Source organism: Pedobacter vanadiisoli (assembly GCF_042684385.1).
GTDB lineage: Bacteria > Bacteroidota > Bacteroidia > Sphingobacteriales > Sphingobacteriaceae > Pedobacter > Pedobacter vanadiisoli.
Genome location: NZ_JBHULL010000011.1, coordinates 1 through 26,915, shown reverse-complemented (window position 1 = coordinate 26,915; position 26,915 = coordinate 1). Strand labels below are relative to the sequence as shown.

Annotated in this window: 14 protein-coding genes; 2 read left to right on the top strand and 12 right to left on the bottom strand. The window is 41.3% G+C overall.

Going from position 1 to position 26,915, the window contains the following annotated elements; all coding sequences use genetic code 11:
* Window positions 1-18 precede the first annotated feature (18 nt).
* The 12 genes from ACFSR6_RS14525 to ACFSR6_RS14470 all read right to left on the bottom strand — a co-directional run bounded on the left by ACFSR6_RS14525 (window position 19) and on the right by ACFSR6_RS14470 (window position 22,081).
* Window positions 19-1,368 (bottom strand): M28 family metallopeptidase, encoded by a 1,350-nt coding sequence (locus ACFSR6_RS14525; protein WP_379080082.1) that lies wholly within the window; start codon window positions 1,366-1,368, stop codon window positions 19-21.
* A gap of 154 nt (window positions 1,369-1,522) precedes the next feature.
* Window positions 1,523-2,143, bottom strand: a complete 621-nt coding sequence (locus ACFSR6_RS14520; protein ID WP_379080080.1) for a peptidase M16 family protein — start codon at window positions 2,141-2,143, stop codon at window positions 1,523-1,525.
* A gap of 673 nt (window positions 2,144-2,816) precedes the next feature.
* Entirely contained in the window at window positions 2,817-3,674 is an 858-nt protein-coding gene (locus tag ACFSR6_RS14515; protein ID WP_379080078.1) for an alpha/beta fold hydrolase, read from the bottom strand.
* Between the two features lie 210 nt (window positions 3,675-3,884).
* A complete protein-coding gene (locus ACFSR6_RS14510) occupies window positions 3,885-4,394 on the bottom strand; it encodes a hypothetical protein (RefSeq protein WP_379080077.1) in 510 nt (169 codons plus the stop codon).
* The gene (locus tag ACFSR6_RS14505) at window positions 4,387-5,655 is read right to left on the bottom strand and encodes a hypothetical protein (RefSeq protein WP_379080075.1); all 1,269 of its coding nucleotides are present in this window, start codon (window positions 5,653-5,655) and stop codon (window positions 4,387-4,389) included. Before ACFSR6_RS14505 ends, ACFSR6_RS14510 begins: the two co-directional genes overlap by 8 nt.
* Window positions 5,652-6,941, bottom strand: coding sequence for a condensation domain-containing protein (locus ACFSR6_RS14500; protein ID WP_379080073.1), 1,290 nt, complete (start codon window positions 6,939-6,941; stop codon window positions 5,652-5,654). Before ACFSR6_RS14500 ends, ACFSR6_RS14505 begins: the two co-directional genes overlap by 4 nt.
* A gap of 185 nt (window positions 6,942-7,126) precedes the next feature.
* Window positions 7,127-8,341, bottom strand: a complete 1,215-nt coding sequence (locus ACFSR6_RS14495; protein WP_379080071.1) for a glycosyltransferase — start codon at window positions 8,339-8,341, stop codon at window positions 7,127-7,129.
* A gap of 11 nt (window positions 8,342-8,352) precedes the next feature.
* Complete coding sequence (locus ACFSR6_RS14490) at window positions 8,353-9,552, bottom strand: glycosyltransferase (RefSeq protein WP_379080069.1); 1,200 nt, start codon at window positions 9,550-9,552, stop codon at window positions 8,353-8,355.
* A gap of 12 nt (window positions 9,553-9,564) precedes the next feature.
* Window positions 9,565-10,329 carry an alpha/beta fold hydrolase gene (locus tag ACFSR6_RS14485; protein ID WP_379080067.1) on the bottom strand — a complete coding sequence of 255 codons (765 nt, stop codon included), beginning with the start codon at window positions 10,327-10,329 and terminating at the stop codon, window positions 9,565-9,567.
* Window positions 10,317-10,565, bottom strand: coding sequence for a phosphopantetheine-binding protein (locus tag ACFSR6_RS14480; protein WP_223833381.1), 249 nt, complete (start codon window positions 10,563-10,565; stop codon window positions 10,317-10,319). Before ACFSR6_RS14480 ends, ACFSR6_RS14485 begins: the two co-directional genes overlap by 13 nt.
* 23 nt (window positions 10,566-10,588) lie before the next feature.
* A complete protein-coding gene (locus ACFSR6_RS14475; RefSeq protein ID WP_379080065.1) occupies window positions 10,589-14,836 on the bottom strand; it encodes a beta-ketoacyl synthase N-terminal-like domain-containing protein in 4,248 nt (1,415 codons plus the stop codon).
* 204 nt (window positions 14,837-15,040) lie between these two features.
* Window positions 15,041-22,081, bottom strand: a complete 7,041-nt coding sequence (locus ACFSR6_RS14470) for an SDR family NAD(P)-dependent oxidoreductase (RefSeq protein ID WP_379080313.1) — start codon at window positions 22,079-22,081, stop codon at window positions 15,041-15,043.
* 787 nt (window positions 22,082-22,868) lie between these two features.
* Between ACFSR6_RS14470 and ACFSR6_RS14465 the strand changes: the two genes are divergently transcribed.
* On the top strand, window positions 22,869-24,197 hold the full coding sequence (locus ACFSR6_RS14465) for a rhamnogalacturonan acetylesterase (RefSeq protein ID WP_379080063.1): 1,329 nt from the start codon (window positions 22,869-22,871) through the stop codon (window positions 24,195-24,197).
* A gap of 31 nt (window positions 24,198-24,228) precedes the next feature.
* A complete protein-coding gene (locus ACFSR6_RS14460; RefSeq protein ID WP_379080061.1) occupies window positions 24,229-26,574 on the top strand; it encodes a beta-L-arabinofuranosidase domain-containing protein in 2,346 nt (781 codons plus the stop codon).
* Window positions 26,575-26,915 lie beyond the last annotated feature (341 nt).

Below are 26,915 nucleotides of genomic sequence, written 5' to 3'. Positions count from 1 at the left end.
GAGAAACCTAAAATGTTTTTACCTGCCTATGCCGGGAACAACGGGTAAACTTTCATTGTCTTCATTTCCTACACTTTGTACGGCAAACAAATAATTGTCTTTACTGTAAGGTAACCTGAGTTCGGTGGCAGAGGTGAAAAATTTCTTTTCCCAAACCGGGCTGCTGGTTTCACGCATCAGCACATAATAGCCTTTTACTGTACCATTTACCGGGGCTTTCCAATATAAATAAGTAGAATTGCTCAGGTTTTTAACATCTATTTTTACTTCGGTAGGAGCAGATGGGGCTTTTGCAAGATTGGCCAGAACCGCAATGTTTAAACCTGTGTTTTTGCGAAGGTACTCGAAATCCATAAATTCCTGCAGATCGCCATATTTAACGCCTTTTTCGGTTCTGAGGTCCTGGTGCTGGTGATCGAAGTTCTCGTTCATTTCGGTAATGCGCACCGCTGTAAAACCGTTTTCTACAAATGGCGTGTGGTCGCCGCCACGAAGAAACCTGTCGTTTCTGTAAATCAGTTTAACTTCTAACTGATCTACATAGCGTTCCCCTGTTTCTTTAACATAGCGAGCCAACTGACGGCTTTTACCATCGTTCTCTAAACCAAACTGACGGATGCTTTTTGCGCTTTTATCCAGGTCGAAGGACGGTAACCCCTCGCTGAATACGCGTATCCTGGTATTGTCGATAATTTGTGTTTCACTACTGTTATTGCTGCCGATCATGTCATTGTTTAACATGGCATCTACATTCCAGTTTTCTTTTTTTGCTTTTGCGGCCATAAAACTAGAGCCCAGTAAAGACTGTTCTTCACCGCTCACGGCTACGAAAATTATAGTTGCAGGAAATTTATATTGACTCATAATCCTTGCAGCCTCAATAACACCTGCAACACCACTGCCATCGTCGTTAGCACCTGGTGCGTCGCTTGTTCTGTTCATTACATCGGTAACACGGCTATCAAGGTGCCCGCTCACTACATAAACACGCTTGTCGTTTACATCGGTGCCTTTTAATATGCCTACAGCATTGCCCAGAAGTGTTGGTTGGTCTACTCTTTTGCCATCGGGTTTAAAGGTAACGGTATCCAGGTAGGCACTAAGCCTGCCACCGCTTTGCCTAGCAAACTGATTAAATTTACCCAGCACCCAATTTCTGGCAGCTCCGATTCCTTTTGTTTTACTTTTGATATCGCTAAGCGTATTTCTTGTGCCAAAGGAAACCATTTTACTGATGTATGATTTTAGCGAATCCTGATTTACGGCTTTAACCATTTTATCAATATCCTGATTTCGGTTCACAACAACCTGTGCCTGCAGCACTAAACTTAAAAGAACAAAAAGGAGGATGGTGTAGATTTTTTTCATTTGTCGGTTTTTTCGGAAAATGATGATTTTATTAAAACGAATATATTGAATGATTCCTGGAATATGGATAGCTAAAACCTGATCGCTTGTAACATTTTGGGCATAAAAAAAGCCCTTTGAAATTAATCAAAGGGCTATACTGTTTGGTTTACTATTATTTTGCAGCAATTGAAGCAATTTCTTGTGTTTTGCTCCAGTTTCCAAAAGCTTTTTTCACTGAAGCTTTAGCGTTATTTAATTCCACATCACCAGCAACGGTTAAAAAAGTTTTTTCAGGAGAAATCTGGTTATAAAAATCTTGAACGTCAGCCAAGGTTAATGCATTAATTGAATTTTCATTTACCGTTTGGTCAAAATCGTAATCCTGCAATTTTATGCTGGCAATTAATTTGGCTTTGGCAATGTTGAAAGTTTTCTGATCGATAGTAGCGTTCTGGATTAAAGAAGCCATTTTAATTAAATCTTTTTCAAGATCGGCATTAGCGGTAGCCAATTTGCCACTGTTATCCTGAAAACTGATGTTTGCGTTCTTGCCTACATTTTCATTTAATACGGCATTTAACAATTCCACTATGCCATCTTTTTTATCGTTGAATGCTTTGGCATCCAGGGTAAAGCTTGAGTAAGCCTTTGGCGATTTATCATTTTCGGAGATGATAATGTTCATGCCATTTTTAAGTTTGTAGCCCACTGGCTCCTTAAAATTTTGAGCTTTTGCACTATAAACGGATAGGATACTTAATGCAGCAAATGCAATTGTTTTAATTTTGTTCATTTTGTTTTTTTATTCTTTTTCTGATTAATGATTTCTGTTTAAACCTCAAAATCTACTTCTGGATGTCTAAATTCGATGATATTTAGTCTTTGGGAAGGTGAAAAAACCTAGACGAATGGGATACTTATGCGCTGAAAATGAAGTATATTTTTTTGCAAATATAGATATTATTCATTTTGTTCATTATTTATTTTGAAAATATTTTCAAGTTATTCCTGGTTGGGGTAGAAAGGTAATCGGATAGTAATGAATCGTTTATAACTAAAGGAGGCTGTATCATAAATAGAATTGTCATCCTGAGCCTGTCGAAGGACCTGCATAAATACCTCTAAGAGCATTTCGACAAGCTCAATGTGACAAAATCTAAGGAGAAATTGTCTTTATGATACAGCCTCATTATATTTACGAGTCAATTTCACAGGTGGATTTGGGCATTTAAAGATATTGCTGAAAAGCTGATGTTCTGCAGCAATCCAGCCGTTTTAAATACACTTATTGTAGCTTGATACTGAGATGCTACGGTATCGCAGTAATTGATAAAAATTTAGGTAAAATACTATAATGCTGATTGCATACAGTAAGTCCTTGAGAGATTAAATCAATTAATTAAGGAAGTGAAAAGTAAAATGCAGCACAGGCATTTTAAAAACGACCTGTGCTTTTGGTTAAAGACTTAATTAATAGAAGAAAATTTTCTGGAAGCGTAAAGCTGTTCATTTGCTGATTTTAAACTGATATCCTCAATAAAATCTTTTATTTCCCTTATGGTTTCTTCTGGTGCACTGATGTGCGGAAAGTGGCCGGTGGCTTCCATTACGACCAAAAAATTTTTTGGCGTATTTTTATGAATGAATTCGCAGGCTGATAAGGGAGCCATGATGTCGTTTGAACTTTGCAGGGTTAAACTTGGTACATCAAGGTCTTTTAATTTGTCTCTATAATCGGCTTTAAAAGTAGCCATGGCAAAAGCCAGCGCCACACTGGGGTCAGTTGCTTCGAAACATTCCTGTAAAAAATCTGTCAGTTCGGGTTTTAATGGGTTATCCATCACCACGGGAGCCAATTGTTTGCTCCAGCCTATATAATCTTCAGCTATGTGCTCAAATATGGTTTCAATATCTCCTGCATTGAATCCGCCGATATAATCGCGGTCATTTAAATATCTTGGTGAAGGACCAATAAAAATTAATTTTTTAAATGCTTCCGGTATTTGTAAGGCGGCAATCATGCCGATCATACTGCTTACCGAGTGGCCGATAAATATAACATCGGAAAGTTCGAGCGTTTCTATGATGTCGATCACATCGCATGCATAACCTTCTAATGTAGCATACTTATGTTTATCGTACAGACTCAGGTCTGAATCTCCCGACCCAACATAGTCGAACAGTATTACTTTATAGTTTTCAAGAAAAGCATCAATTATAAATTTCCAAGAATTTTGCGCACAACCGAAACCGTGTGCAAATAAAATCACCTGGCTACCTTCGCCAAGGATTTTAACATTATTTCTGATGAGTATGGGATGCAAAATGTTAGTATTAATTCATAATTAAGATAAGTAATATTATTTGTTTTTTAAAGAAAATAATTAAAAAAATGCATCGCCGATTTGCTGGTTTATGAGCTGCAATACATATTATCTTGTATTAAAGCCCTAATAAAACGGTTTAATTCTAAAAGTTTAACAGCATCAAATCTTTCATTATAGTTTCGCTATGTTTAGAATAAAGAGGAATAACTAAACGGTGTCAGCTTTAAATTTCCTAATGGCGAGATAAAAAAAGGTAAGGGAATATAGCCCTGCGAGCAGTCCTGCGCACACGGCAGATGGGGTAATCCCAAAATCGTGGTTTTTAGGGAAAGAGAAGTGTAAGGCGAGCATCAGGGCAAATACAATCATAATACTATACAAGCCATTTAGGCCCGCTTTTTTCAGAATAAAAGGATAACCCGTAATTTTTAGTTCTTCATTGTAATTGATGGCGCCGGTATGTTGAAGTTCTTTTATTTTCTTTAAAATATCGAGTGTGATCATAAAGGGAAGCAGTAATGACATGGGCAGTAAAAACCTGGCTAGATTTTGCTCACCGCTGAACAGGTGTACCGAATTTTGTGCCTTAAAAGCAAAATAGGGTACCACCGTATTCAATATGGTATTTGGAACGAGGTGTATGAGCAGATTTTTACGCACAAACTTTCGCCAGTTCAACGCTTTTGTCTCCTCATTATATTCCGTTTGATCAGACATTGGCTAATTCGTTTAAATTTTCCTTAATCTGTTCCATCACGCTGTCTTTGATCTGCCAGGCTTCAAACTCCCTCAAAAACGACTCGTTCGACATGAAAGAGAAGTCCAGTTGTCCGTTAAAAGTGCTGCACACTAAAGTATTGGCATTTTTCCATGGAAAGGCTACAGTAGGGCTATATATGGTTTCTATAGAAAAATCCTGGTAATCTTTCGGTACATTTAAAAGGCCCATGTTACTTAGTGTAACATCGTGGGTACCTTTTGTAGTTTTTAAAAAGCCGATCATTTTATTTACCGATGAATGGAAATATTCGCTCATGCTTAGTAGGTCGTAAACCTTCATTTCGCTGATTTTTGCCTCCAGGTCATTTTTTAATGCCCGCGCCTTTGTCCAAAAGCTATTTTCAGCCTGATCGAGCTTAAGCTCCACTATAGGGGCAAATGCAAACATGGTATCTTGTTTAATGGCCTCTACGAAGCGCCTGATATCAACCGGACAGATGACCTTGCCATGGGCTTTGGTGCCTTGTATGTGTTTAAAAGCCTCCATAAAGGCTATGCAGATTACAGAATGTACAGTTGTGTTTTCTTCCTTACATTTTAGCAGTAGTTTTTTGGTGTCGTCCTGGCTCATTTTCCAGTGAACGGCATAATTACTCCGGTCTACATGCTTGTTGGAAGTAGATTTAAAAAAGAAAAACAAGCGACCCAGGGCCGCAAAAATCTTTCCTTTAAAATGACCGGTTTTGGTGACGGAAAAATTTTCGGGCAGCAGATCATTTACGGATAAAAATGACGGATACGGGGTGAGTTCCTGCCTGGGATTATCAATCAATGTGATCAGCTCGCGCATCAAGTTTAAAATGGTGGTACCGTCGCAGATGCAATGCGGAAGTACGAGTAAAAGATCAGATGCAACTTCGCCTTTTAGCCAGACCAGCCTTGCCAAAGGTTCATGCTGAGCATCAAATAGCTTGTACCACTCGGCTTTTGATTGTATTAACCAATCCTGATCTGTAGAACGATCGGTAATCCTAACCGGGATTTTACCGATGTTTTCGTTCAGTACAAAGTAGGGTATTTTGCCGCTAGCATCGATATTCATCTGCAATAGCGGATGTTTCTGCTGGATTTTCAATAATGCCTGATGCAGGTTTTCTTCCCTGATAGTACCTGATATTTTGGCGCCAAATACACAGTTTAATGGTGTTTTAGCATCCACATGCATAATGCGTTCTCCTAAAATTAATCTTCTTTTCATGCGGTTACGCTTAAAATTTCAACAGGCTGCCCTACCTGGGTTTTAAGGATTGCGATAAGCTTTTCTTTAATGGCTTCGGCTTCTATATAAGGTACATAACCCTCGCTGGCTACAAAAGTAAAGTCCATCTGGTTGCGGTACGTAGACACGATCATGGTAGTGGTGTTGCCCAATGGCCCCATTACAGAAGGGCTAAATATACTTTCGACCTCAAAATGCTGGTATTGATGCGGAATATCAATTTTACCCAGGTTAGAAAACATACAGTCGTTACTTGATTTGCCGTATTTTAAGAAATTGGTAAAGTTTTGAAGTGCCGGATGACAAGCCTCCATCATCATCATCAAACTATATGGATTAAGTTTGGCTGATTTATCGTTTACCTCTTTTTGTAAGGCTTTCACATTTTCTATGAAATCTTTTTGTGGCAATAACGAAAGTACAATCATTAAACCAAAGGCAAAAATGTGGTCTTTTTTAATAATCGGATTAAAGTTCCTGATATCAACAGGAAGCGATATTTTGTTAAAGGCTTTTTCTTTTCTTATCTCCTTAAATGCGGTCAGGACAGCGGCACTTAGCAAAGTATTTACGGTGAACTGATTGTTTTTGCAAAAGCTGATAATTTCTTTTGTTAATTCCTGGTCGAATCGCCAGTGGAGCATAAAGTCTTTTTTACGCTCAACGGCTACTTTTTTGATCGGGATCATCCAAAGGGCTAACGTAGCAATTTTCCCTATTAAACCGTTTTTGGTACGGTTTCGGTAACTGTTCAGTACCTTTGCAGGGATTACATCTTTTATACCCATAATCGGAATTTCCCTGCCAATATCGGTATCGGGATCATCTAAAAGTTGAAGCAGTTCGGTTAAAATTGAAAGCGCGGCAGTGCCATCACAAAGACAGTGATGATAAACCATCAGGATTTCGGAAACATTTTCTCCTTTTAGCCAGGTAATGCGGCAAAGCGGTGCAGTTGTGGCATCAAAAACCGTTTTCCATTCAAGAGTAGATTCCTGCTCCCAGTGTTCGTCGTTTAAACGATCCACTATACGGATGGGGATTATGAACGTTTCGGTAAGATTGGCTACAAACCATGGCTTTTTGTCTTCATCAAAGCGTATGGCTGCTGTTAACCAGGGGTGTTTTTTCTGGATTTTAAATAAAGCAAACCTTAAATCCTCTTCTTTTATTTCTCCCCTGATTTTGAAGGGTATAACAATATTAAATGGACTTTTGCCATCTCCAAATAACATCCGCTCACCAAATAGCAGTTTTCTTTTCATTTTTAGTATTATAATGGATTCCGTCATCTCAAGCGGAGTGCAACGCAGTTGAGATGATGGTTGCTGGAATGGCTATTACCTCCCAGAATTGTCAATTTTTAATCGTCTCGTCATCCTTTATTTCAGGATCTTAATAACAGGAAAGATGCTGAAACGAGTTCAGCATGACGACCGCTCTTAGCAATCTAGGCAAACGGGCCATCAAGGTTGACAACTTTGTGAACCTCAGCAAAATCTTCGAGCAATTGTACCGCTTTATCATTGCCACCAGCTTCGATAAAAGTTTCTCTTATTCTTTGTGCGGCCTGGCGGTATTTCGGATTTTCTAAAAGCTCAAAAACGGTTTCTCTTAATTCGCTGGTGCGTAAACGCTTGTACCGGATGCTGATGCCGCAGCCAGCCTGTTCAATTAGTTTAGCTGTATGAAAATGATCATAAGCAATTGGTGTAATCAACATGGGTAAACCATTGGTAAAGGTGTCGTTTACGGTATTAAAACCCCCATGGCAAATTACGGCATCCATATGTGGCATTAATTCTGATTGAGGCACAAAACCATTCACAATAAAATTATCAGGCCAATGCTCGAAAATATCAGGATTGGTTGCCGCCACAATAGTTACAGGCTGGTTTTCGAAAGCAGTTATCAATTTTTGGAAAAATGCTGCACGGATATCAACCAGTAAAGTACCTAATGAAACAAATATTTTAGGAGTGGTAACCTTACTCAAACGTTCCCAATCAAATGGTGCTAAATTTGGTCGGCCTTTTACCGGACCAACAAAATGCATGTGCGGTGGCTTTTCTTCAAAACCGGCAAAGGTCTGAGAAGTGAAAACCATGTTCAGCTCATGAGAGTGGATGTGTATATCGTCGCTGTAAATGCCTACTTCTCTTTGTAAACCTTTGATCAGGTTTTGTTGCCATTCGAATATTTTGGGTGCACTGTTAGCGGTATCGCCCATTACATCTGGCGGAACGGGTGTAGTGGTAACCGACGGAATACCCTTTATATGTGCACTTAATGCGCCGGCAAAAGTAATGCAATCGTTAATTATGACGTCGGGTTTCCATGCATCAACAAAGTTGTTTAGTCCTTTCATCATCATTTTGGCAAAAGGCACATAAGTTTCTTCGAGGGCCAGTTTCATTACTTCCGGACCGGAACATGCGGGGCCATCATCCTGACGTTTTAAAATGCGATCTATTTCATCAGCATACTCGGCCAGATCTTCTTCGGGGTAAATAAATTCGCCACCTTGGGGTAAATGTACCTGGGCGAGCGAAGTAATACCGAGCCATTTAACTTCATGGCCACGGGCCAATAAACTTGCACCAATACTTAATGTTGGGCTGATGTGGCCGAAAAAAGGGGGGACAACGAAAAGGAATTTTGACATAAGATTATTGGTTAACTGATGAATACGTTTGAGGTTCTGTTGCTTAAGGTTTCCAGTAAATCGGCTGCACTTTCTGTTCCGCCTGCCTGGATAAATGACTGTTTAATCTGTTCTGCAGCTATTTTATAATTGTCGTTCTGCAGCACTTTGTTTACCGCTTCTTTAAGGTGACTGGCTTTAAAACGGTTAAAGTTTAAGCGTTCTCCGGCACCAACCCTGAAAACACGTCCGGCAACATGGCTTTGGTCGTAAGCAATCGGGATTACTACCATTGGCAGTCCGTTCATTAATGTTTCACAAACGGTATTATGTCCGCCATGGCAAACTACGGCATCAAGGTGTGGTAATAGTTCTAATTGCGGTACCTGTCGCTGCACGGTAAAGTTAGCCGGCCACTCTTCAAATAAAGCGGGATCTGAAACCACCACCACCTGCAGGTCTTCATTTTCAAAAGCTTCAATTACCTTGGCAAAAAAGGCCTTTTTATGTTCATGATCGAAAGTGGTGCCAATACTGACCAATATTTTAGGTTTGCTGGTATGAAATGCTTCCCACCGAAAAGGAATGGAGTTTTTACGGCGGTTAAAAACAGGGCCTACAAATTTAAAATGCTCCGGTAAGTCCATTTCCCCGAAAAAATCGCGCGAGGTAAATACCAATGTGGCCAGCTCAGAGCAGGCAATAGAACCCGCGGCGGTTATACCGAATTCTTTTTGTAGCTCAACAATCTGATTTACTTCCCATTCGTGCACTTTTGGCAGTTCATCCATTACTTTTATGGCTGCAGGAGCAGTAACTGAAGTAACATAAGGATAGTTTTTGTTGCAGGCGGCAATGGCACCTGCAAACATCTGATGATCGGTAATTACCAGGTCGGGCTTAAACTGATCAAGCAGATCGGCAATACCTTCGTAACTGTGTCTGTTAAGGGGGATTAATACTTCTTCGTACAGAAATTTAATGCTATCAATACCGTAAACAATTTTTTTGGTGATGATATCGAGGTATTTTTCTGAATCTTTTTTCTGCTGATCGTTCTGGTCATAACTGATCACGAGCAACTCGCCGCCAACAGGAAGCTTATCACCCAGCGATTGATCTAAAGTAATCCATGCTACACGGTGGCCTCTTTCCAATAAAGCGGTACCCATACTCAAAGTTGGGTTGATGTGGCCGGTTAGGGGAGGAACTACAAATACGAATTTTGCCATCTGTGTTTAATTTTATTTTTCCTGGAAGAAGTTTAATAATGCTTCAGCAATAACTAATGGTTGCTGGATCGGGATATTATGATCACCCGGGACAGCGGATAATGACGCATTTTCGATCAGCCCTTCCAAGTGTTTTCCTGCGTTTAAACAATTGGAATCGGTGCCATACAACAATAACGCAGGCTTTTTTATGCTTTCGATTGCAGGGCTGCCAAAAAAGTTTTTTTCGAATTCCATATCGGTTTTAATCGAGGTCTGATAAAACAGGTATTCGTACATGCGGTGGTTGCGCTCCATCTGTCTTTTGCCCATTTTTACTTTTGTGGTATCTGTGAAATTTTCAACGTAATGCTCTAAAAACTCACGGCTGTACTCATCAATAATCCCTCTTGTTTTATCGTCATTCGGATCTGGTGCTTCAATTACGGCCAGTTTGTTGATGCATTCGGGAAAGCGTATGGCCATTTTTAAAGCAATCAATCCACCGAAACTATATCCACCCAAATGTACCTGTTGCAGGTTTAGTGCCTCTAAAAGCGCAAGCAGATCGTTGGTCATGCTGGTGAGGTCGTAGCCTGTTAGTACCTTTTCACTCATGCCATGGCTTTTCAGGTCGTAAAGTACCACATGATATTTTGTAGCCAATAAAGGCGCGATGTTAAAATAATAGACAGACAGGTTACTGAACATCCCATGTACGAGGACGATGGTTTCAGCAGCTTCTTTGTTAAGCTCCTGAATATGGACCGATCTGCCGTTTATGGTTAAGACTGGCATTCTTCGATGTAAGAGATGATCATGCCCAGGTTTAAGTTGATCAGCTGATCTAAGTCCATTGAAGATAACCAGCCCGTAAAATCGATCTGATCGCCAAAATGCGCTTTAATTTTTTCAGAGAATGATACAATTTCGATGCTGTCCATTTCCAGGTCTTTAGTAAAAGAACTTTCAGGGGTGATATCCATTTCTTCAACAAATTCTTCGCCGATCACTTCAGTGATAAATTGTTTCATAAGGTTGAAGATTTCTTCGCTGCTTAATTTTGTAGTGATAGTGTCCATCCGATGATATAGTTTTTATGTTTGATTGTTTTGATTACGGTGTTATTAATATGTAACTCTTCGCCGTTGATTGCTTCAACAGTATAGGCTTTGGGGTTGCCCTGTAAGCCTTTGCCCAGGTATTTTCCATAGGCTTCTTTGGCTACCCAAAACCGGGTTGCCCATTCAATTTTGTCGCGGTTTTCGAGCAGGGCCATTTCATGATCGTTGAACACAAGGTCAAAAAAACCTGCACTTCGTTCTTCAATCTGTTCGATATCTATGCCTACCTGTTCATTAAAACGGGCTATGCCGACGGCGTCGGTACCCTTGTGGGCGATCGAAATATTGATGTTATCTGTTAAGCCGCCCTTAACATAAGGTTTGCGGTATTCATCAGAATAAATCTCGAAGGTAATGGGGTAACAGGCCTGATTTTTCTGTGTATTCAGCAAATTCCGAACGGCATCTTTCGCTGCCACCCGACTGATCATCCAGGTTCTTCTTTTGTTTGGCAATAGGTTCTGATGGTGCTTTTTCTCTGTTTGGTTGAAATACCTTTTCAGGATAAAATCCCAGGATACCACACGCGAATAAGCATTGCCGAAAAAGAAAACACCAGGGGCAACTTCTTCGGATAAACGGTTGTGGAGTGGCGACATTGATACATTCCAAAGTGGCTCATCTATCTCCAGCCTTCGGTTTTGCCAGCCTGAAATAATCAACCAGGTAATGCCATCCCTTTTCATTATGATATCGGCCGTGGCAAATTCATCGTTAATTTCGGTAAGCACGCAGGTACATTCGAAGGTGCCTTTTTGGTCGGCCATATCTCCGAAAAATTCAATTTCCTGGATCTTAACGGGGAAAGCAATCCGGTCTTTTTCTAAAGTAAGTTGAAGCCATAAACCAAACAGCTGGCCCGCATTATCGAGCAGTGAGCCTTTTCCACCTGCAGCTTCAATGATGCCGGTAATTCCTTTTTCGCCAACAGCGATTAATTTTTTGATGCCCTGATAATCAGGTCCGTGGAACATGTGCGCATCGTAAATCTGCTCGGTGGTTCGGTCTATATCGAGTAATTTTCCGATATCGAAATTCCGGTTTGGAGCAGCATTTAACTGTGCTGCAAGCTGCACTTCTGCATTGGCAAAACGCTCGAGGTTCAGGTAAACCCTTTGTTCGTCTTTCCATTCGCCGGTTACTGTTTCCTGGAAAGGTTTAACCACGTTCATCCATTGAAAAACGCGCATGTTCATAATTTTATGCACTTTTTCTTCTGGCGATTGTGCGTTGGCAATCTCAGCAAACACTTCAAAAATCATGGTCATCGGGATCACCGGATCCATATCTTCTACTGTTGGCCAGCCTTTTGGTTGCCTTAGCAGGGAGTGATCAATAAGGTAAGGACAGTTTTCCAGGCTTACATCAAGTTTTTGGCTGAAAGGCTGCCTGATCGGCTTTATTGGTTTGGCAGGTGCCCAATTGCCCGGCTGGTTGGTCTGTAAAGTGGTATTTTCGAATAGTTCGATCATTTCGCTCTGCATATTGATCATTTCCAGCACATTCTCATTAAATGCCTGTAAAACCGGATGTTTTGCCTCCTCAAAAGTTTTGGGTTTTATTGGTTGAGCTTGTTTAATGGTTAAGCCTTTAAGTGTTTGCAGGTTATGGATAATAGGCGAACCGAGCTCGAGTTTAATCCCTTTGTTTTTTTGAGGTGGTGCTGATTTGATGTTGCCAAGATAATTAAGCCCGATTTCTTTTCCTTCGACAAAAAGTGCTGCCAAAACCCTTTGCAATTGCGTAATACCCGAACGGATGGGTACGTTGGCACTGATGGTACTAAAATCTTTACCCCTTAATGTATCGTCGATAAAGCCTACCAAGCCTCCTGAACCTACCTGGATAAATACACGTGCGCCTTCTGCATACAGTTTTTCGGTAAGTTCGCGGAATCGAACCGGTTTGATCAGGTGTTCGGCGCTTAACTGGCGTATGGCTTCGAAACCCTCTGGATAAGTTTCCAAAGTAGTAGCCGACCAAAGCGGTGTAGTTGTTTTCCTGAACTGCATATCCTGCATGCCTTCGAGGATCAGGCCCAGCTTATCGGCCACAAAAGGGGAGTGGAAACCCGATTGGAATGGGAGGATCTGATGGAAAATCTGTTTTGCTTTTAAAATCGGAACGAGTTCATCAAGCGCATTTTTGCTGCCGCAAAGGATTACCTGTTGAGGACAGTTATCGTTCGAGAGGTATAAATCCGGGATGCTTTCTATAATGGGCTGCAGGCTATCTAAACCGGAACCGACGGCAATAAAACGCGAATCCTTCAGTTCGAAAGTTTCGGGGTTGAGTACATTCAGTAAATTCATTACCGAACTTTCTTCTGCCAGCTCTGAAGATCTTGCTGCAAGCCACTCGCCAAGGCTGTGCCCTGCATTCATATCTGATTTAACACCCAGTTGCTTTAACGCCTGATCTAAAACACTGCTTTTGTTCAGGATATTAAGTGCCTCGCTTAACAGGCCATCCTGCTTGTTGTTTTCATCGATATCGATATTAAAATACTCGGCAACAGATTTTACTTCCCCGCCAGCGAGCCCGTCCAGGCCCGGAAAAACAAGGGCAACTTTGCCATTATCTGCCAATAAGGGCTTATTGGTGTACCAGATATCTTGTTTATTTCTCCAGGGAGAATTTTTTGCCACAATTTTTAAGGCTTTTTTAATCCTTTCAGCGCCAGGGTTAAACAATACTAACCTGAAATTACCCTGCCCAACGCTGTAATCGCCATTTTCGAGCGATTGGATCAGGCTTTCGTGAGTCGGTCTTGCAATGACCAAAACCTCATCTTTTTTGGCAGTTTCGTAAGCACTTAAAACCACGTGGGCATTAATTCCTCCAAAACCGAATGCATTTACCGCCGCCAGTTTAGGCAGGCCCGATTGATTCCAGTCAATTGCTTTTTGCACTGCCGAAAAACGGGTTTCAGCGAGCTGAGCCATAGGCTCATCGCAGTGTAAAGTAGGGGGGATGATGCCATGATACAATGCCAAGCTCGATTTGATTAAACCCGCAATACCTGCTGCAGGCATGGCATGGCCAATATTCGACTTAACAGAACCGATTCCCGCCTTTGGCTGGCCGGCATCCTGACCAAAAAATTGTTTTAAGGTTTCTACCTCGGTTTTGTCGCCCAATGGTGTGCCGGTACCGTGGGCTTCTAAATAGCCAATGTTTTTACTTTCCAGTTCTGCATTTTTCCAGGCTTCGGTAATGGCTTTCAACTGGCCCTTAACCGATGGACTCATGACGCTGGTGCCGCTGCCATCGCTGCTGACGCCTACGCCTTTAATCACCGAATAAATTTTGTCCTGATCCCTGATGGCGTCTTCGAGGCGTTTAAGCACCACAAAACCACAGCCTTCGCCAATAATCAAACCATCGGCATTTTGATCAAAAGGTTTAATTTTTTCCTGTTTGGATAAAGCACCAAGTTGGGAAAATATGCTCCAAAAAGCGGCATTCTGTCCTAAATGTACGCCACCGGCAATAATCATGTCGCAACGGCCGCTGTTTAGTTCCTGTACACCATGGTCTACTGCAAGGAGTGAGCTGGCACATGCAGCATCTAAAGTAAAAGCCAATCCACCCAGATTAAGCCGGTTTGCTACTAATGAAGCTACTAAATTGGGGATCAGTCCCATGGCAGTATCAGCGCTGAAACGGCCTTTACGCAATTGAAATTCGTGTTTTACCTTTTCGATTTCAGCCTCGGTGAGTTGCGGCATCAAATCTTTTAATACACTCGAAATCTGCTCGCCTGTGCGCACAATTTCGATGGCACGGGTTGCCCCAGGCCCCACATAGTTGCCTTTGCCGATAATAATGCCTGTTTTATCGAGAGAATATTTTTTTTCAAATACGGCCGCATCTTCCAGTGCCTGGTGAACCAGGTCTAAAGTTAACAGATGATCGGGTTCGGTACCTTCAACAGCCAGGGGTAAAATGCCGAACCGCTGTGGGTCAAACTGATGATCGGGTATGAAACCTCCACGGTTACAATAAAAACGATCGACCCCACTTACCGATTTGTCGAAGTGTACGGGATCAATCCGGTCGGCCGGAACCTGTTGCGTAGCATCTACCCGGTTAATAATATTCTCCCAAAAGGCCTGCATATCCTTTGCACCGGGAAAAATGCATGACATTCCAATAATTGCTACATCGCTTTTCTTCATCTTGTTCGCTTAGGGGACGTTTCTAATCTTGGTTCCATTAATTTAACTGTACTGACTATTTTTATTTAACTAAGGCGATCGTCATGAGGCTGTATCATATTTGTGATGCAATCAAATTTGTCACGTTGAGCTCAGGATGAGAGTTCTATATTTATAATACAGCGTCATGACGGCTATCAGTTAAAAATATTAGCAATAGGTCTTCTATGTCCAGGTGTTTCCGGCCATGATCAGTACCTGGCTTTCTTTACCATATTTTAGTTCGTTCAAGAAAGTTTCCATGCCATCCTGTAAAGGAATCAGGGCAATTCCCCTTCTTTGATATTCTTTCTCTAAGGTTGGTGAAACCATGCCTGCACCTTTCCATGGCCCCCAGTTAATGGCCATTACCTTGCCCTGTATTTTCTGTTTTAAGGCCCAGGCATATTTGTCCATCACACTGTTTGCTGCAGCATAGTCCGTTTGTCCGCGATTTCCATAAACAGAAGCAATACTCGAGAAAAGAATTACAAACTGGGTTTCAGGACGTAACTGCTCGGCCAATACCCTTAATGGGGTTACTTTGGTGTCGAAAACACGCCCAAAAGATTCAGAAGTTTTACTGCTGAACAATTTATCTTCCAGTAAGCCTGCGCCATGTACCACACCATCTATACGGCCATATTCCTGGTAAACCTGGTTGATTAAGCGGGTTAAGGCCTCTTCGTCTTTTAAGTCTAAGGATTCGTAAATTACTGTTGAACCACCTTCTTCCAAAGTTTTAATGCTACGTAAAATCTGGTTGTTTTTGTAAATCCGGTTGGTTTCCTGCTCAATTTCGGCAGGTTTTTTAATCTCGCCCTGTTTAATCAGGTATTGTCTGATCTCATCTTTGGTTTTTAATGAAGAACTCGCTTCATTAGCAGATGCGATCGGGTTTGCTGAACGGCCAACCAGGATGTATTTACAAGGATAATCTTTTGCGAAATGGATCATCAGTTCGGCAGTTATGCCTTGTGCACCGCCTAAAACCATTACCACTGCATCTTTATCCAAATGGATATGTGCATCGGTCTCTGTAATTAAAGGCTGCGGTACCAGCTCCATAATATGCCTTTTGTGGTCGTTGTAAATGATTTCTGAAGGCTTGTCCGGATTCAGGATTTCGTTTAAGGTGATATTGGTGATTTCATCAGGCGTCATTTTCGTTTCCAGACTGATGAAACGGCATTTGGTATGCTCGTATTCACGGTCTAAACTTTTAAAGAAACCCGAATAACCCTGGTAATTTCTTAAGAAAGAAATGTCTGATTGATCATTAAAATATTGTTTGGTATCTGCTATCAGGTATACCCATTTTACGGTATCAAAATTTAATTTTTTAATGGTAGCAAAATGATCCAGAATACCCACTTTTCGTTGCGCTTCGAACATATTCAGGATGATAAGGCCCTGGTAACCATCCAACGAATCTTCAAAGTTGACCAGGTCGGCAATGGCACCATGTTTCTCCAGCACTTTTTTGATTTTGATTGCTTGTCCGCCACCATCATCGGTCAGGGCAAAACGCTGTCCTTTTAAAATGGCTGCTTCAGTAATGGTCAATGCGGCAGGAGTTAACTCGAATCTTAAACGGGATAACTTTTCTTTAACCGTTTGATCATCGATGCTCTCCTCAATAAGCTTTTTTGCTTCTGTAAGCACCTCCGAGCTTTCCGTTTCAACCTCTGCAATCCAGTTAACCAGTGCATTTAAGGTTTTGATAGCGGCCAATTTTTCCATTAAATCATCAGCTTGGTCGCTTTGCGAACCGAAACCGATCTTTTCTTTAAGCGAGGCAATAATTTCCATTCTTTTAATCGAATCGATACTTAAATCTGCTTCAAGATCTAAATCCATGCCCAGCATTTCTTTAGGATAGCCTGTTTTTTCGCTCACTACTTCAAGAATGGCCGATTTTAACTGATCAAGTGAAAATTTTACCTGCTCAGGTTCGCTGGCTGCTGTTGCAACGGGAGCAGCTGCAGCAACAGCTTTTGGCTGTGCCGTATTTTCGGTAATCCAGTTTACCAAGCTGCTTAAGGTTTTAAGTCCGGCAAGCTGCTCCATAATTTTATCCTCGGGAAGGTTCAATTGAGAAAAACCACCCAGTTCGTTACGGAGGGCACCGATAATTTCGACACGTTTGATCGAATCGATACTTAAATCGGCCTCAAGATCCATTTCCATGCCCAGCATTTCCTGTGGGTAGCCTGTTTTGTCGCTAACGATCTGTAAAAGCACCTGTTTGATATCCTTTTGTACCGCTGCAGGGGCGATTGTTTCAATGGTTTGTGCTTGCGGTATTTCCTGTTTTACCGTAATCTGGTTTTCTACAGGTACAGGCTGAGGGTTATGATATGATGTTAAAGGTTGATTAATGAACTGCGAAGGCATAGCGGCAGGAGCCTGACCTAAAAAGGAAAGCATTACATCGCGTTGTGCCTGAATAAGCATTTTCATGCTGTACAGGTATTCCTGCATCATCAAGTCTTTGGCTGAGCTATTAACCTGTTGATTTTCAGTTAGTGTAGAGGTGTTATTCATAAGGATAATCGGTTTAGTAATAGGTGATGCGCCATTTGCCGGAAGTTTACCGGTTGAGGGAACAGCATGCTGACCGTTCACATGCCAGATGGCCGGACTTTTCTTATAAGCAGAAGGTTCGTCCAGTTTAATGGTTTTAACAGAGCGGCCTTCGAATAATTTTTCGAGTTTGATTTCGCGGCCTGTGGCCATATAACCGGCCAGTGTACCCAATAAATTGCTGAGTTTGTTCTGGCCCTGATCTTCTGTATGTAAGATCACTTCGTCTTTGCCAATGCAGGATTTGGTTAATCCGCTTAGCACCTTGCCAGGGCCAACTTCTACGAAAACCCTGGCTCCGGCAGCATACATGTCCCTAAGCTCATCAACAAAAAGGACAGGTTTTATCAAATGGTCGGTCAAACGTTCTTTAACTGCATCAGCTTCAGTTGGATATTCTTTGGCTGTAGTGTTAGACCATACCGGAATTTTAAGATCACTGAAGTTTACGCCTGATAATACATTTTGGTAAAGCTGTTTAGATTTGGTTACCAAAGGACTATGGAAAGCACAAGCTACTTCAAGCGGACGGAAAGATACCTTAGCTTCCTTTAAAACAGCAGCTAATTTGCTGATGGCTTCGGTGCTGCCGGCAATTACACATTGGGTTGGCGCATTAAAGTTTACCGGATAAACCGCTTCAATGTTGCTGAGGTATTGTGTAAGATCTTCCTGTTTTGCACTTACGGCAAGCATTGTACCCGGATCACCATTTTCAACCGCGTTTAAGATTGATTTTGCCCTTTCTGCACTCAGGTAAACTAAGGCCTCTTCTTCAAAAGCACCAGCGAAACAAAGCGCAGGCAATTCGCCATAACTATGGCCGGCAACCATATCTGGAACAATGCCCAGTGATTTTAAGAAATTAGCGATTGCGAGATCTACAATACCCAATAACGGTTGCGCCATGCGGGTATCTTTAATACGCTCTTTTTGTGCTTTTGCTTCGGCATCGTTAAATACGGTATTCGGGAATAAGATTTTTTCGTATTCAGGATAAGCTTTTAGCAATTTTCTCATTTCCGGGAAAACCACGAAAAGATCTCTCGCCATATTAACCCTTTGGCTTCCTTGTCCGGGGAACATAAAGGCCACTTTACCATCTTGCTTTTGGGTAAGGTAGGTGTCTTTGCTTTCAACGCCAGAGAGAACAAGATCAATTTTCATCACCAGGTCTTCAGCATGATTGGCTACAATGCTCAATTGAACCGGTTTATTATCTGCCGTTGCCAGGCTATAGGCAATATCTTTCAGCTCGATCTGATCGTTCAGTTCTAAAAGATTTTTTACAGAGATTACCCGGGTTTTGGCTTCTTCATAAGTATCGCCCCTGAAAACAAAGAGTTCTGATGGCCAGGATTTTATGATTGAATTTTTATCTTCAGTGTTTTTTGCACTTTCCAGTACGGCATGGAAGTTTGTTCCGCCAAAACCGAAAGCGCTAACGCCTGCATATCTTTTCTCTTCCATCCATAAACCGGCTTCGGTGTGAAAAGCAAAAGGGCTGGTTTGCGGATTATAGAAGCTGTTAGGGGTTTTTAAATTAATGGTCGGCGGTTTAATGCCATGGTAAACCGATAATGAAGCTTTGATTAAGCCAGCAATACCAGCAGCACATTTGGTATGGCCAATCTGCGTTTTTACAGATCCTAAATGCGTTTGTCCGGCCGTTGCCCCCGATTGGTTAAGCATATCGGTTAAGGCGCTGATTTCGGTTTTATCGCCCACTACGGTACCTGTACCATGGGCTTCAACCAAACCGATAAGCGAAGGCGTAATCCCTGCCTGGCTGTAAGCCCTCTCTAATGCATTTACCTGTCCGTTTTTACGTGGTGCGGTTAAGCCAAGGCTTTTTCCGTCGCTCGATCCACCAACACCTTTAATAATAGAATAAACGGTGTCGCCATCGCGTAAAGCATCTTCGTATCTTTTTAATACGATCATGGCGATACCTTCGCCAAGGGCAATTCCATCTGCTTCGGCATCAAAAGTGGCACATCTCCCTTTTTTAGAAAGTGCGTGTGTGCTCGAAAACATCAGGTAATCGTTAATTCCATTGTGGAGATCTGCTCCGCCGGCCAAAACCATATCCGATTTTTCCAGGAACAATTCCTGGCAAGCGAGATCGATTGCAGCAAGTGATGAAGCACAGGCTGCATCAACAGTGTAATTCCTGCCGCCCAGGTTTAACCTGTTGGTAATCCTACCCGAAATAACATTCGCCAGAATGCCAGGGAAAGAATCTTCTGTGGTTTTAGGTAAGACTGCATCCAGTTCTGCAGGCATTTCGCCGAGAACCTGTTTATAGTAACCCCTAAAACTGTAGCTGTTGGCAAGGTCGTTTCCACCTTCGGCACCGATAATCACCGAAACATTTTCGTTATCTACGCCGCCATCTGCATAACCGGCATGTTGCATAGCCTGTTTGGCTACCATTAAGGTAAGCAGTTGGGTAGGCTCAATAGCAGCAAGCGATTGTGGAGGAATACCAAATTCCAATGGATCGAAATCTATCCTCGGAATAAAACCGCCCCATTTAGAGTGCGACATATCTCCATCTGTAGAGTCGGGGTTGTAATACAACTCTTTGTTCCATCTTTCATCGGGTACTTCCGTTACCGAATCTTTACCCAAAATGATATTGCGCCAGTATTCTTCGAGGTTTTTGGCACCAGGGAAGATACAGGCCATGCCCACAATAGCCACATCAAGCGATTTTGCCTTATTAACCGGAGGTGCAGGAAGCTGGGCATTTAAAATGTATGTATAATTTTCGTCGGCTACATCTTGGTGAAGATCGAGCAGCGACATTACTTCTTTGTGCATAGGTGCAACCTGACCGATCATGTACATGCCCAGATCTGTCTGTTCCGCCTCGTTTATCTCTACCAGTTCATCCCCGCGTCTTTCAATGCCTTTTGCAGCAATGCGTAAACGGCCAACATTAAGTGATTCTAGTTTAGCCCAGATTTCTTTTTTATCAAGGCCTTCTGCCTGAAGTTTTTGTTTTTCTTCGTTAAAGAAAGTAGCAAAAGCAGAATTTAGGCAGCGGGTTTCGTGTCCTGGTGCAGTTTCCAGTAATACGGTTTCATTGGCCTGCATGGCCTCTTTCTGGAATTTGGCTAAAATGGCACCTGTACTCACCGCTTCTTTAGTATACAGGTAAGCTGTGCCCATCAATACACCTATTTTCATTCCTTTAGCGGCCAAAGGCGCTGTCATTACTGAAATAAAAGCGGTTGAAAAAGCATCGTGGATTCCGCCTGCAAAGAAAACACTGATCTGATCGGCGTTTTCTTCCTTTAATAAACGTTCGATCTGTTTTTCCCATAATACCATACTGGACAGGGGGCCAACGTGGCCACCACATTCGCGGCCTTCAAATACAAAGCGTTTAGCGCCTTCTTTCAAAAACATGTCTAAAAGGGAGGCAGAAGGTACATGCAGAAAGGTTTTGATCCCTGCTTTTTCAAATGGTTTAGCTTGCGAAGGTCTTCCGCCTGCAATCAATAAAACAGGAGGTTTAGCTTCTAAAATATATTCCTGTTGCTCGTCCCTGAGTTCCTGTGGTGCAAAACCCAAAATACCTACACCCCAGGTTTTTTCGCCGGCCAGTTTTTTGGTTTCTTCGATCAGGTTTTTTGCTGATGCACCTTTTAATAAGGAAAGTGCAATAAATGATAAGGCACCGGCTTCAGAAACGGCATCGGCGAAAGGTGCTACGTCGCTTACCCTGGTCATCGGACCCTGCGCAATAGGGTAGGTGATGTTCAGGTCTTGCGCAAGCGGGTTTTTTGCTTTAATTATATTAATGGCTTTGGCTTGTTTTAAATGACCATAAATGGCCTCTTTAATGCCGAAAACCAGTTTATCTAGCTTTTTATATTTGTTTACCAGGTCAATGGATAAGGCAATATCCTGACCCATTGGGAGGTAGCTGGTTTCCAGCTCGTAACCATTAAAGTATTTTTGAAGTTGAGCATAATCTGCATCCTCTGCCAACACCGGAGAATTAGGTCGGGCCAATACGCGGCAATTATCAATCAGTTTGGTTTCGGTACCGCTTAATTTAGCACAAACATTTTTTAAATCTTCAGGAGCTGAACACTCCGGAAATAAAGCCAGTTGGCTATCCAATATAATCCCCGCCGCGCCTTGGGCCATTAAAGAGGCAGCAGTATGTATACCCACGCCACCCTGAACCCAAACCGGGATGTTAACCGCTTTAATAATCCGTTGAAACAGTACAAAAGAAGATTCGTAAGCTACACGGCCTGCGCCTTCGTTACCTTTTACAATAATTCCGGCAGCACCGTTTTTTTGTGCGGCTAAGGCAGCATCGAGATCGAACACCTGGTAGATGATTTTTGCAGTTGTTTTAGGTTTCAATGCAAAATCGTAAGGCATAATAATTAAGCTTACCTCGGCAGGCAGATCAATATCTAGTAATGCAGCCGAATTAATGCTCACACCAAAATCGTTGATTCCTGATGCTAAAACTGATTGAAGTGCGTTTTGGGCTTCAGTTAAATGGTGCCCAAGACTGAGAACAGGAAAGCAATCTACTTTTTGTAAATGTAAAACCAATTTACTGTCAGGGATTTCGAAGGGTGTGGTTCCAATAATAGCGTGTTTGTTCATGGCTTTAGATTTTTCTACTACTTCTGTTTGGTGGATAATTCTAAGCAAAACATAATGGTTCTTTATGCCTGCCGTAATACACAATAACACAGTTTTTTAGTGTTATAATTAGTGTGTATTATTAATTAGACTAATATACGAATTCGTTAAGTCGAATTGTTCTAAAAAATCAAAAATGAATGAACTGAATAAGTGTGTATAAAACTACAAATTCTATCATTTAAAAATGAACTTTATGAACAAAATCTTTATTAATAATATCATTTCTGTTTTTTTATATGCGATATTTTAAGTTCGTATACAAAAAAAGTCCCTATATATTGGGTTAATATTAATAATGGGTTAATTTACGAATTTATTATCGTAATTAATTGATTTATTATGATTTATATTTATTTTTTTTTGATTATGTGGCAAAAATTGTTAAGTTTTTGTTGATTTTATGTTATAAAATATTGTTTATGTTATAGTTGGTGGATGTTTTATCGTATCAATCTTTTTTTATTAAAAATAGCGTCAGTTTATTTAGTATTTTAAATACTATTAATTTGTAGTTTTAATTAGTATTAAAAAATAAATATTTGTTGTTTTTTGTTTTTGATAAGAATGCGGGTTAAATTAAAAACATCAAATTTTTAGATATTCTGCTCATTCCTGTCCTATTTGGCAATTGTTTTTATATCTTCGTTTTATAAATGTCTGTAAGACGTTTATTTAACCAAATTTATGAGTGCACCGTTCAGATAGATTTAATCGTCGGGCCGGCTGTGTAATAAACCCTAACAATATGAGCATCCAACAATTTATCAAGCCATTCATTTTTCTGGGCTTAGTGGTCAATATATTGCATGCACAAGAAAAAATCGATTACAAATTTGATTTTGGTACCGGGAAGCTTGTCAAGGGTTATACACCAATTTTATCAACCGATGTTTACACCAAAGAAAAGGGCTATGGTTTTGATTTTGATTCGAAGGTTGAAGCTGTAGACGGGAGAGCTAAGAATTTTTTAACCCCTCATCCGGTTAAAAGTGCCGGGCCATTTTATTTTTCTATTGCAGTTCCTGAAGGAAACTATAAAATAACGGTTAGGTTGGGTGATCCTAAAAATGCTGCATCATGTACAATAAAGGCAGAATCGAGAAGGCTAATGCTCGAAAATGTGAAAACTGCTGCCGGACAGTCGCTCATAAAAACTTTTATCGTAAATGTTAAAGATAAGCATATTGCCAATGGTGAGCTTGTTTCTTTAAAACCGCGCGAACTCAACAAACTTGACTGGGATGATAAGCTGACTCTGGAATTTGATGGCCAGGCGGCATTGCAGGCACTCGAAATTAGCAAAGTGGAAGACCAGGTTACTGTTTTTCTGGCTGGAAATTCAACAGTGGTAAACCAGGACGATGAACCCTGGGCATCGTGGGGGCAAATGATTCCCCGCTTTTTTAAACCAGGTGTTGCCATTGCCAATCATGCTGAGTCTGGCTTAACACTAGGCTCTTTTTTGGCCAGCAAGCGGTTAACAAAGATTTTAAGCATAATGAAACCTGGCGATTATTTGTTCATTGAATTTGGGCATAACGATCAAAAAGACCAGGGGCCAAATGATGGTGCCTTTAAATCTTATACAAAAAGGTTAAAAACATTCATTTCGGAAGTAAAGAAAAAAGGTGGGATACCGGTCTTGTTAACCTCAACCAGCCGGAGATCTTTCGGCCCTGATGGAAAAATTGTAAACTCCCTGGGCGATTTTCCGGCTGCTGCACGAAAGGTAGCTGATGAGGAAAAAGTAGCTTTGATTGACCTAAATGCCATGACCACTATATTATTTAATGCACTGGGCGAAGAAGCGTCGAAAAAAGCCTTTGTTCATTATCCGGCCAATAGTTACCCCGGTCAGGATAAAGCTTTGGCTGATAATACGCACTTTAACCCCTATGGTGCCTACGAAATTGCACAATGTGTTATTTTAGGTATTAAAGAGCAGAAATTGGGAATTGCCCGGTACCTGGTAAATGATCTGCCGGAATTTGATCCTTCGAAGCCAGATAAGCCGGCAAATTGGCATTGGCCTGAAAGTCCGAAAAGTACAATGGTTAAACCGGATGGAAACTAAATGATACCTGTTTATTAAGAAAATTTTAAAAATGAAAAAAATAATTGCCACCGTTTTAATAAGCACTTTGTGTGGAACTGTTTTCGGGCAAACTGCTTTACAGCCATTTAGCTTAACAGAAGTCCGTTTGCTCGAGGGCCCCTTTAAACAAGCCCAGGAAACCGATAAACAGTATATGCTTTCGTTAGATCCGGATAGGCTTTTAGCACCATATTTAAGAGAAGCAGGGCTAAAACCCAAGGCTGCATCTTATGGGAACTGGGAAAATACAGGGTTAGACGGGCATATCGGCGGACATTATTTATCGGCCCTGGCTTTAATGTATGCTGCTACCGGAGATATAAAAGTGAAAGAGCGCATCGAATACATGATCGCTGAACTGGATAAATGTCAGCTCCAAAATGGCGATGGCTATTTGGCGGGTATCCCTGGCGGTAAGGCCATCTGGAAAGAGATTAAAGCCGGAAATATCAAATCATCCAGTTTTTCGCTCAATGGAAAATGGGTGCCCTTGTACAATATCCATAAAATTTATGCGGGGCTTTATGATGCTTATGCTGTCGCCGGCAATGCAAAAGCAAAGCAGATGCTCCTTAAACTGACGGATTGGTGTATCGATATGGTCTCCAATTTATCTGATCAGCAAATACAGGAATTGTTAAAGAGCGAACATGGTGGATTGAATGAAACTTTTGCTCATGTTTACGCGATAACGGGTAACCAAAAGTACCTTCAATTGGCAAAACGGTTTTCAGATCAGTCCATTCTCAATCCTTTATTAAAAAATACGGATGCGCTGAACGGTTTGCATGCAAATACGCAGATTCCGAAAGTAATTGGTTTCGAGCAGATTGCTTTGCTGGATAAGGATGCTGCCTGGGCAGATGCAGCCGCTTTCTTTTGGAAAACAGTAGTAGAACACAGAACGGTAGCCATTGGTGGAAATAGTGTAAGAGAACATTTTCATCCTGCCAATAATTTTTCTTCGATGACAGAATCGCGCGAGGGACCCGAAACCTGCAATTCTTACAACATGCTGAAGCTGACTAAACAGTTGTTTTTAGCTGCTCCTTCAAATACCTACCTTGATTATTACGAACGTACACTGTATAACCATATCCTTTCTTCGCAGCGGCCCGAAGGCGGTTTTGTCTATTTTACGCCAATGCGGCCAGGTCACTACCGTACCTATTCAAGTCCGCAGGAAAGCTTCTGGTGCTGTGTAGGCTCGGGATTGGAAAATCATGGAAAATACGGAGAACTGATTTATGCGCACCGTGCGAATGATGTATATGTGAATCTTTTTATCCCTTCAACCTTAAACTGGAAAGAAAAAGGCATTCAGCTTACGCAGCAAACCCTTTTCCCGGATGCTGAGTATACAACGGTCAAACTTCAGTTAAAAAGCAAGCAGCGTTTTGCCTTGCATTTCCGTCAGCCTGCATGGGCAGAGCAGGGGAAAATGGCTGTGCTGATCAACGGAAAAAAGGTAACTGCCAAAAGCGGGGCAAATGGGTATGCCAGTATCGATCGTATTTGGAGTACCGGCGATGTGGTTAAGATTTCCTTGCCGATGCATACCACTACAGAATTTATGCCCGATGGCTCTGATTGGGTAGCTTTCCTTCACGGTCCGATTGTACTCGCTGCTGAACTGGATACTTTAAACCAGCCGAATTTAACAGCTGATGGAAGCAGGATGGGGCATATTGCTTCAGGAGCTTTATTACCGATTGCTGATGCACCATTGGTTACCGGTGCAAAAAATACGCTCGCAAATGAAATTACGCTGACGGATAAAAATAACTTAACTTTTAACGCTCAAAATGCGATCTTTCAGCCCAAATACAAATCGTTAAAATTAGTTCCTTTTTACACCCTTGCCGAAAAGCGGTATGTGGTATATTTTCCTTACAGCAGTGCTGAAGCATTGCCTGCACGTGCAAAGGCGATTAAGCAGGCTGAAGAAGAAAAGATGAAAATGGAACAGAAAACGGTAGATCTGATTAATACAGGTGAACAGCAGCCAGAATCTGACCACAATTTTAAGGGAGAACAAACGGATAACGGAACTTACCAGGAAAGACATTTTAGAAATGGCAAAGCGTGGTTTAGCTATGTACTTAAAAACAAAGATCTATCAGCCAATAAGCTTGTATTAACCTATTTTGGGCAGGAAAAGAACAAAAACTTCTCTATACTGATCAATGGCGTTACAATTGAAAATGTAAAGCTGGATGGGAGCAAGGGGAATGTTTTTTATACGCAGGAATACCAGATCCCAAAAGAACTGTTAAAAGCAGATTTAGAAGTGAAATTCCTTGCCGATCAGGGATCAGCTATAGCCAATATATATGAAGTGAGGTTGGTGAAGTAGATTTAAAGCGAATCGTCATCCTGAACTTGTTTCAGGATCTTTATCAAGTCGTTTACATAATTAACGTGAGTTTTTGGTCTTAATTTCGTCATTGCGAACTGAAGAAGGGGGTTTGTGCAGGAGTGAAGCAATCTCTTATAGCAAGAATTACTGGCATGAAAGATTGTTTCGTCGTTCCTTCTCGCAATGACGAAATATGTTTTGCCCTCTCCAGGATCGTCCTTTAGATTTGTTTTGATATTTTATTTAAGGCAAAGAACGATTACTTTTCTTAAATTATAAATCAGATTACCTAAAACGGTAGCGGCACATTAATATATCGTCAAGGTTTTTATGCCTAA

Bases quoted from the DNA above. Each gene is read 5' to 3' on its own strand.
- ACFSR6_RS14495 (WP_379080071.1), bottom strand. From the start codon at position 8,341: ATGTCAAAATTCCTTTTCGTTGTCCCCCCTTTTTTCGGCCACATCAGC.
- ACFSR6_RS14520 (WP_379080080.1), bottom strand. From the start codon at position 2,143: ATGAACAAAATTAAAACAATTGCATTTGCTGCATTAAGTATCCTATCC.
- ACFSR6_RS14490 (WP_379080069.1), bottom strand. From the start codon at position 9,552: ATGGCAAAATTCGTATTTGTAGTTCCTCCCCTAACCGGCCACATCAAC.
- ACFSR6_RS14510 (WP_379080077.1), bottom strand. From the start codon at position 4,394: ATGTCTGATCAAACGGAATATAATGAGGAGACAAAAGCGTTGAACTGG.
- ACFSR6_RS14460 (WP_379080061.1), top strand. From the start codon at position 24,229: ATGAAAAAAATAATTGCCACCGTTTTAATAAGCACTTTGTGTGGAACT.
- ACFSR6_RS14480 (WP_223833381.1), bottom strand. From the start codon at position 10,565: ATGAAACAATTTATCACTGAAGTGATCGGCGAAGAATTTGTTGAAGAA.
- ACFSR6_RS14465 (WP_379080063.1), top strand. From the start codon at position 22,869: ATGAGCATCCAACAATTTATCAAGCCATTCATTTTTCTGGGCTTAGTG.
- ACFSR6_RS14485 (WP_379080067.1), bottom strand. From the start codon at position 10,329: ATGCCAGTCTTAACCATAAACGGCAGATCGGTCCATATTCAGGAGCTT.
- ACFSR6_RS14470 (WP_379080313.1), bottom strand. From the start codon at position 22,081: ATGAACAAACACGCTATTATTGGAACCACACCCTTCGAAATCCCTGAC.
- ACFSR6_RS14500 (WP_379080073.1), bottom strand. From the start codon at position 6,941: ATGAAAAGAAAACTGCTATTTGGTGAGCGGATGTTATTTGGAGATGGC.
- ACFSR6_RS14505 (WP_379080075.1), bottom strand. From the start codon at position 5,655: ATGAAAAGAAGATTAATTTTAGGAGAACGCATTATGCATGTGGATGCT.
- ACFSR6_RS14525 (WP_379080082.1), bottom strand. From the start codon at position 1,368: ATGAAAAAAATCTACACCATCCTCCTTTTTGTTCTTTTAAGTTTAGTG.
- ACFSR6_RS14475 (WP_379080065.1), bottom strand. From the start codon at position 14,836: ATGAAGAAAAGCGATGTAGCAATTATTGGAATGTCATGCATTTTTCCC.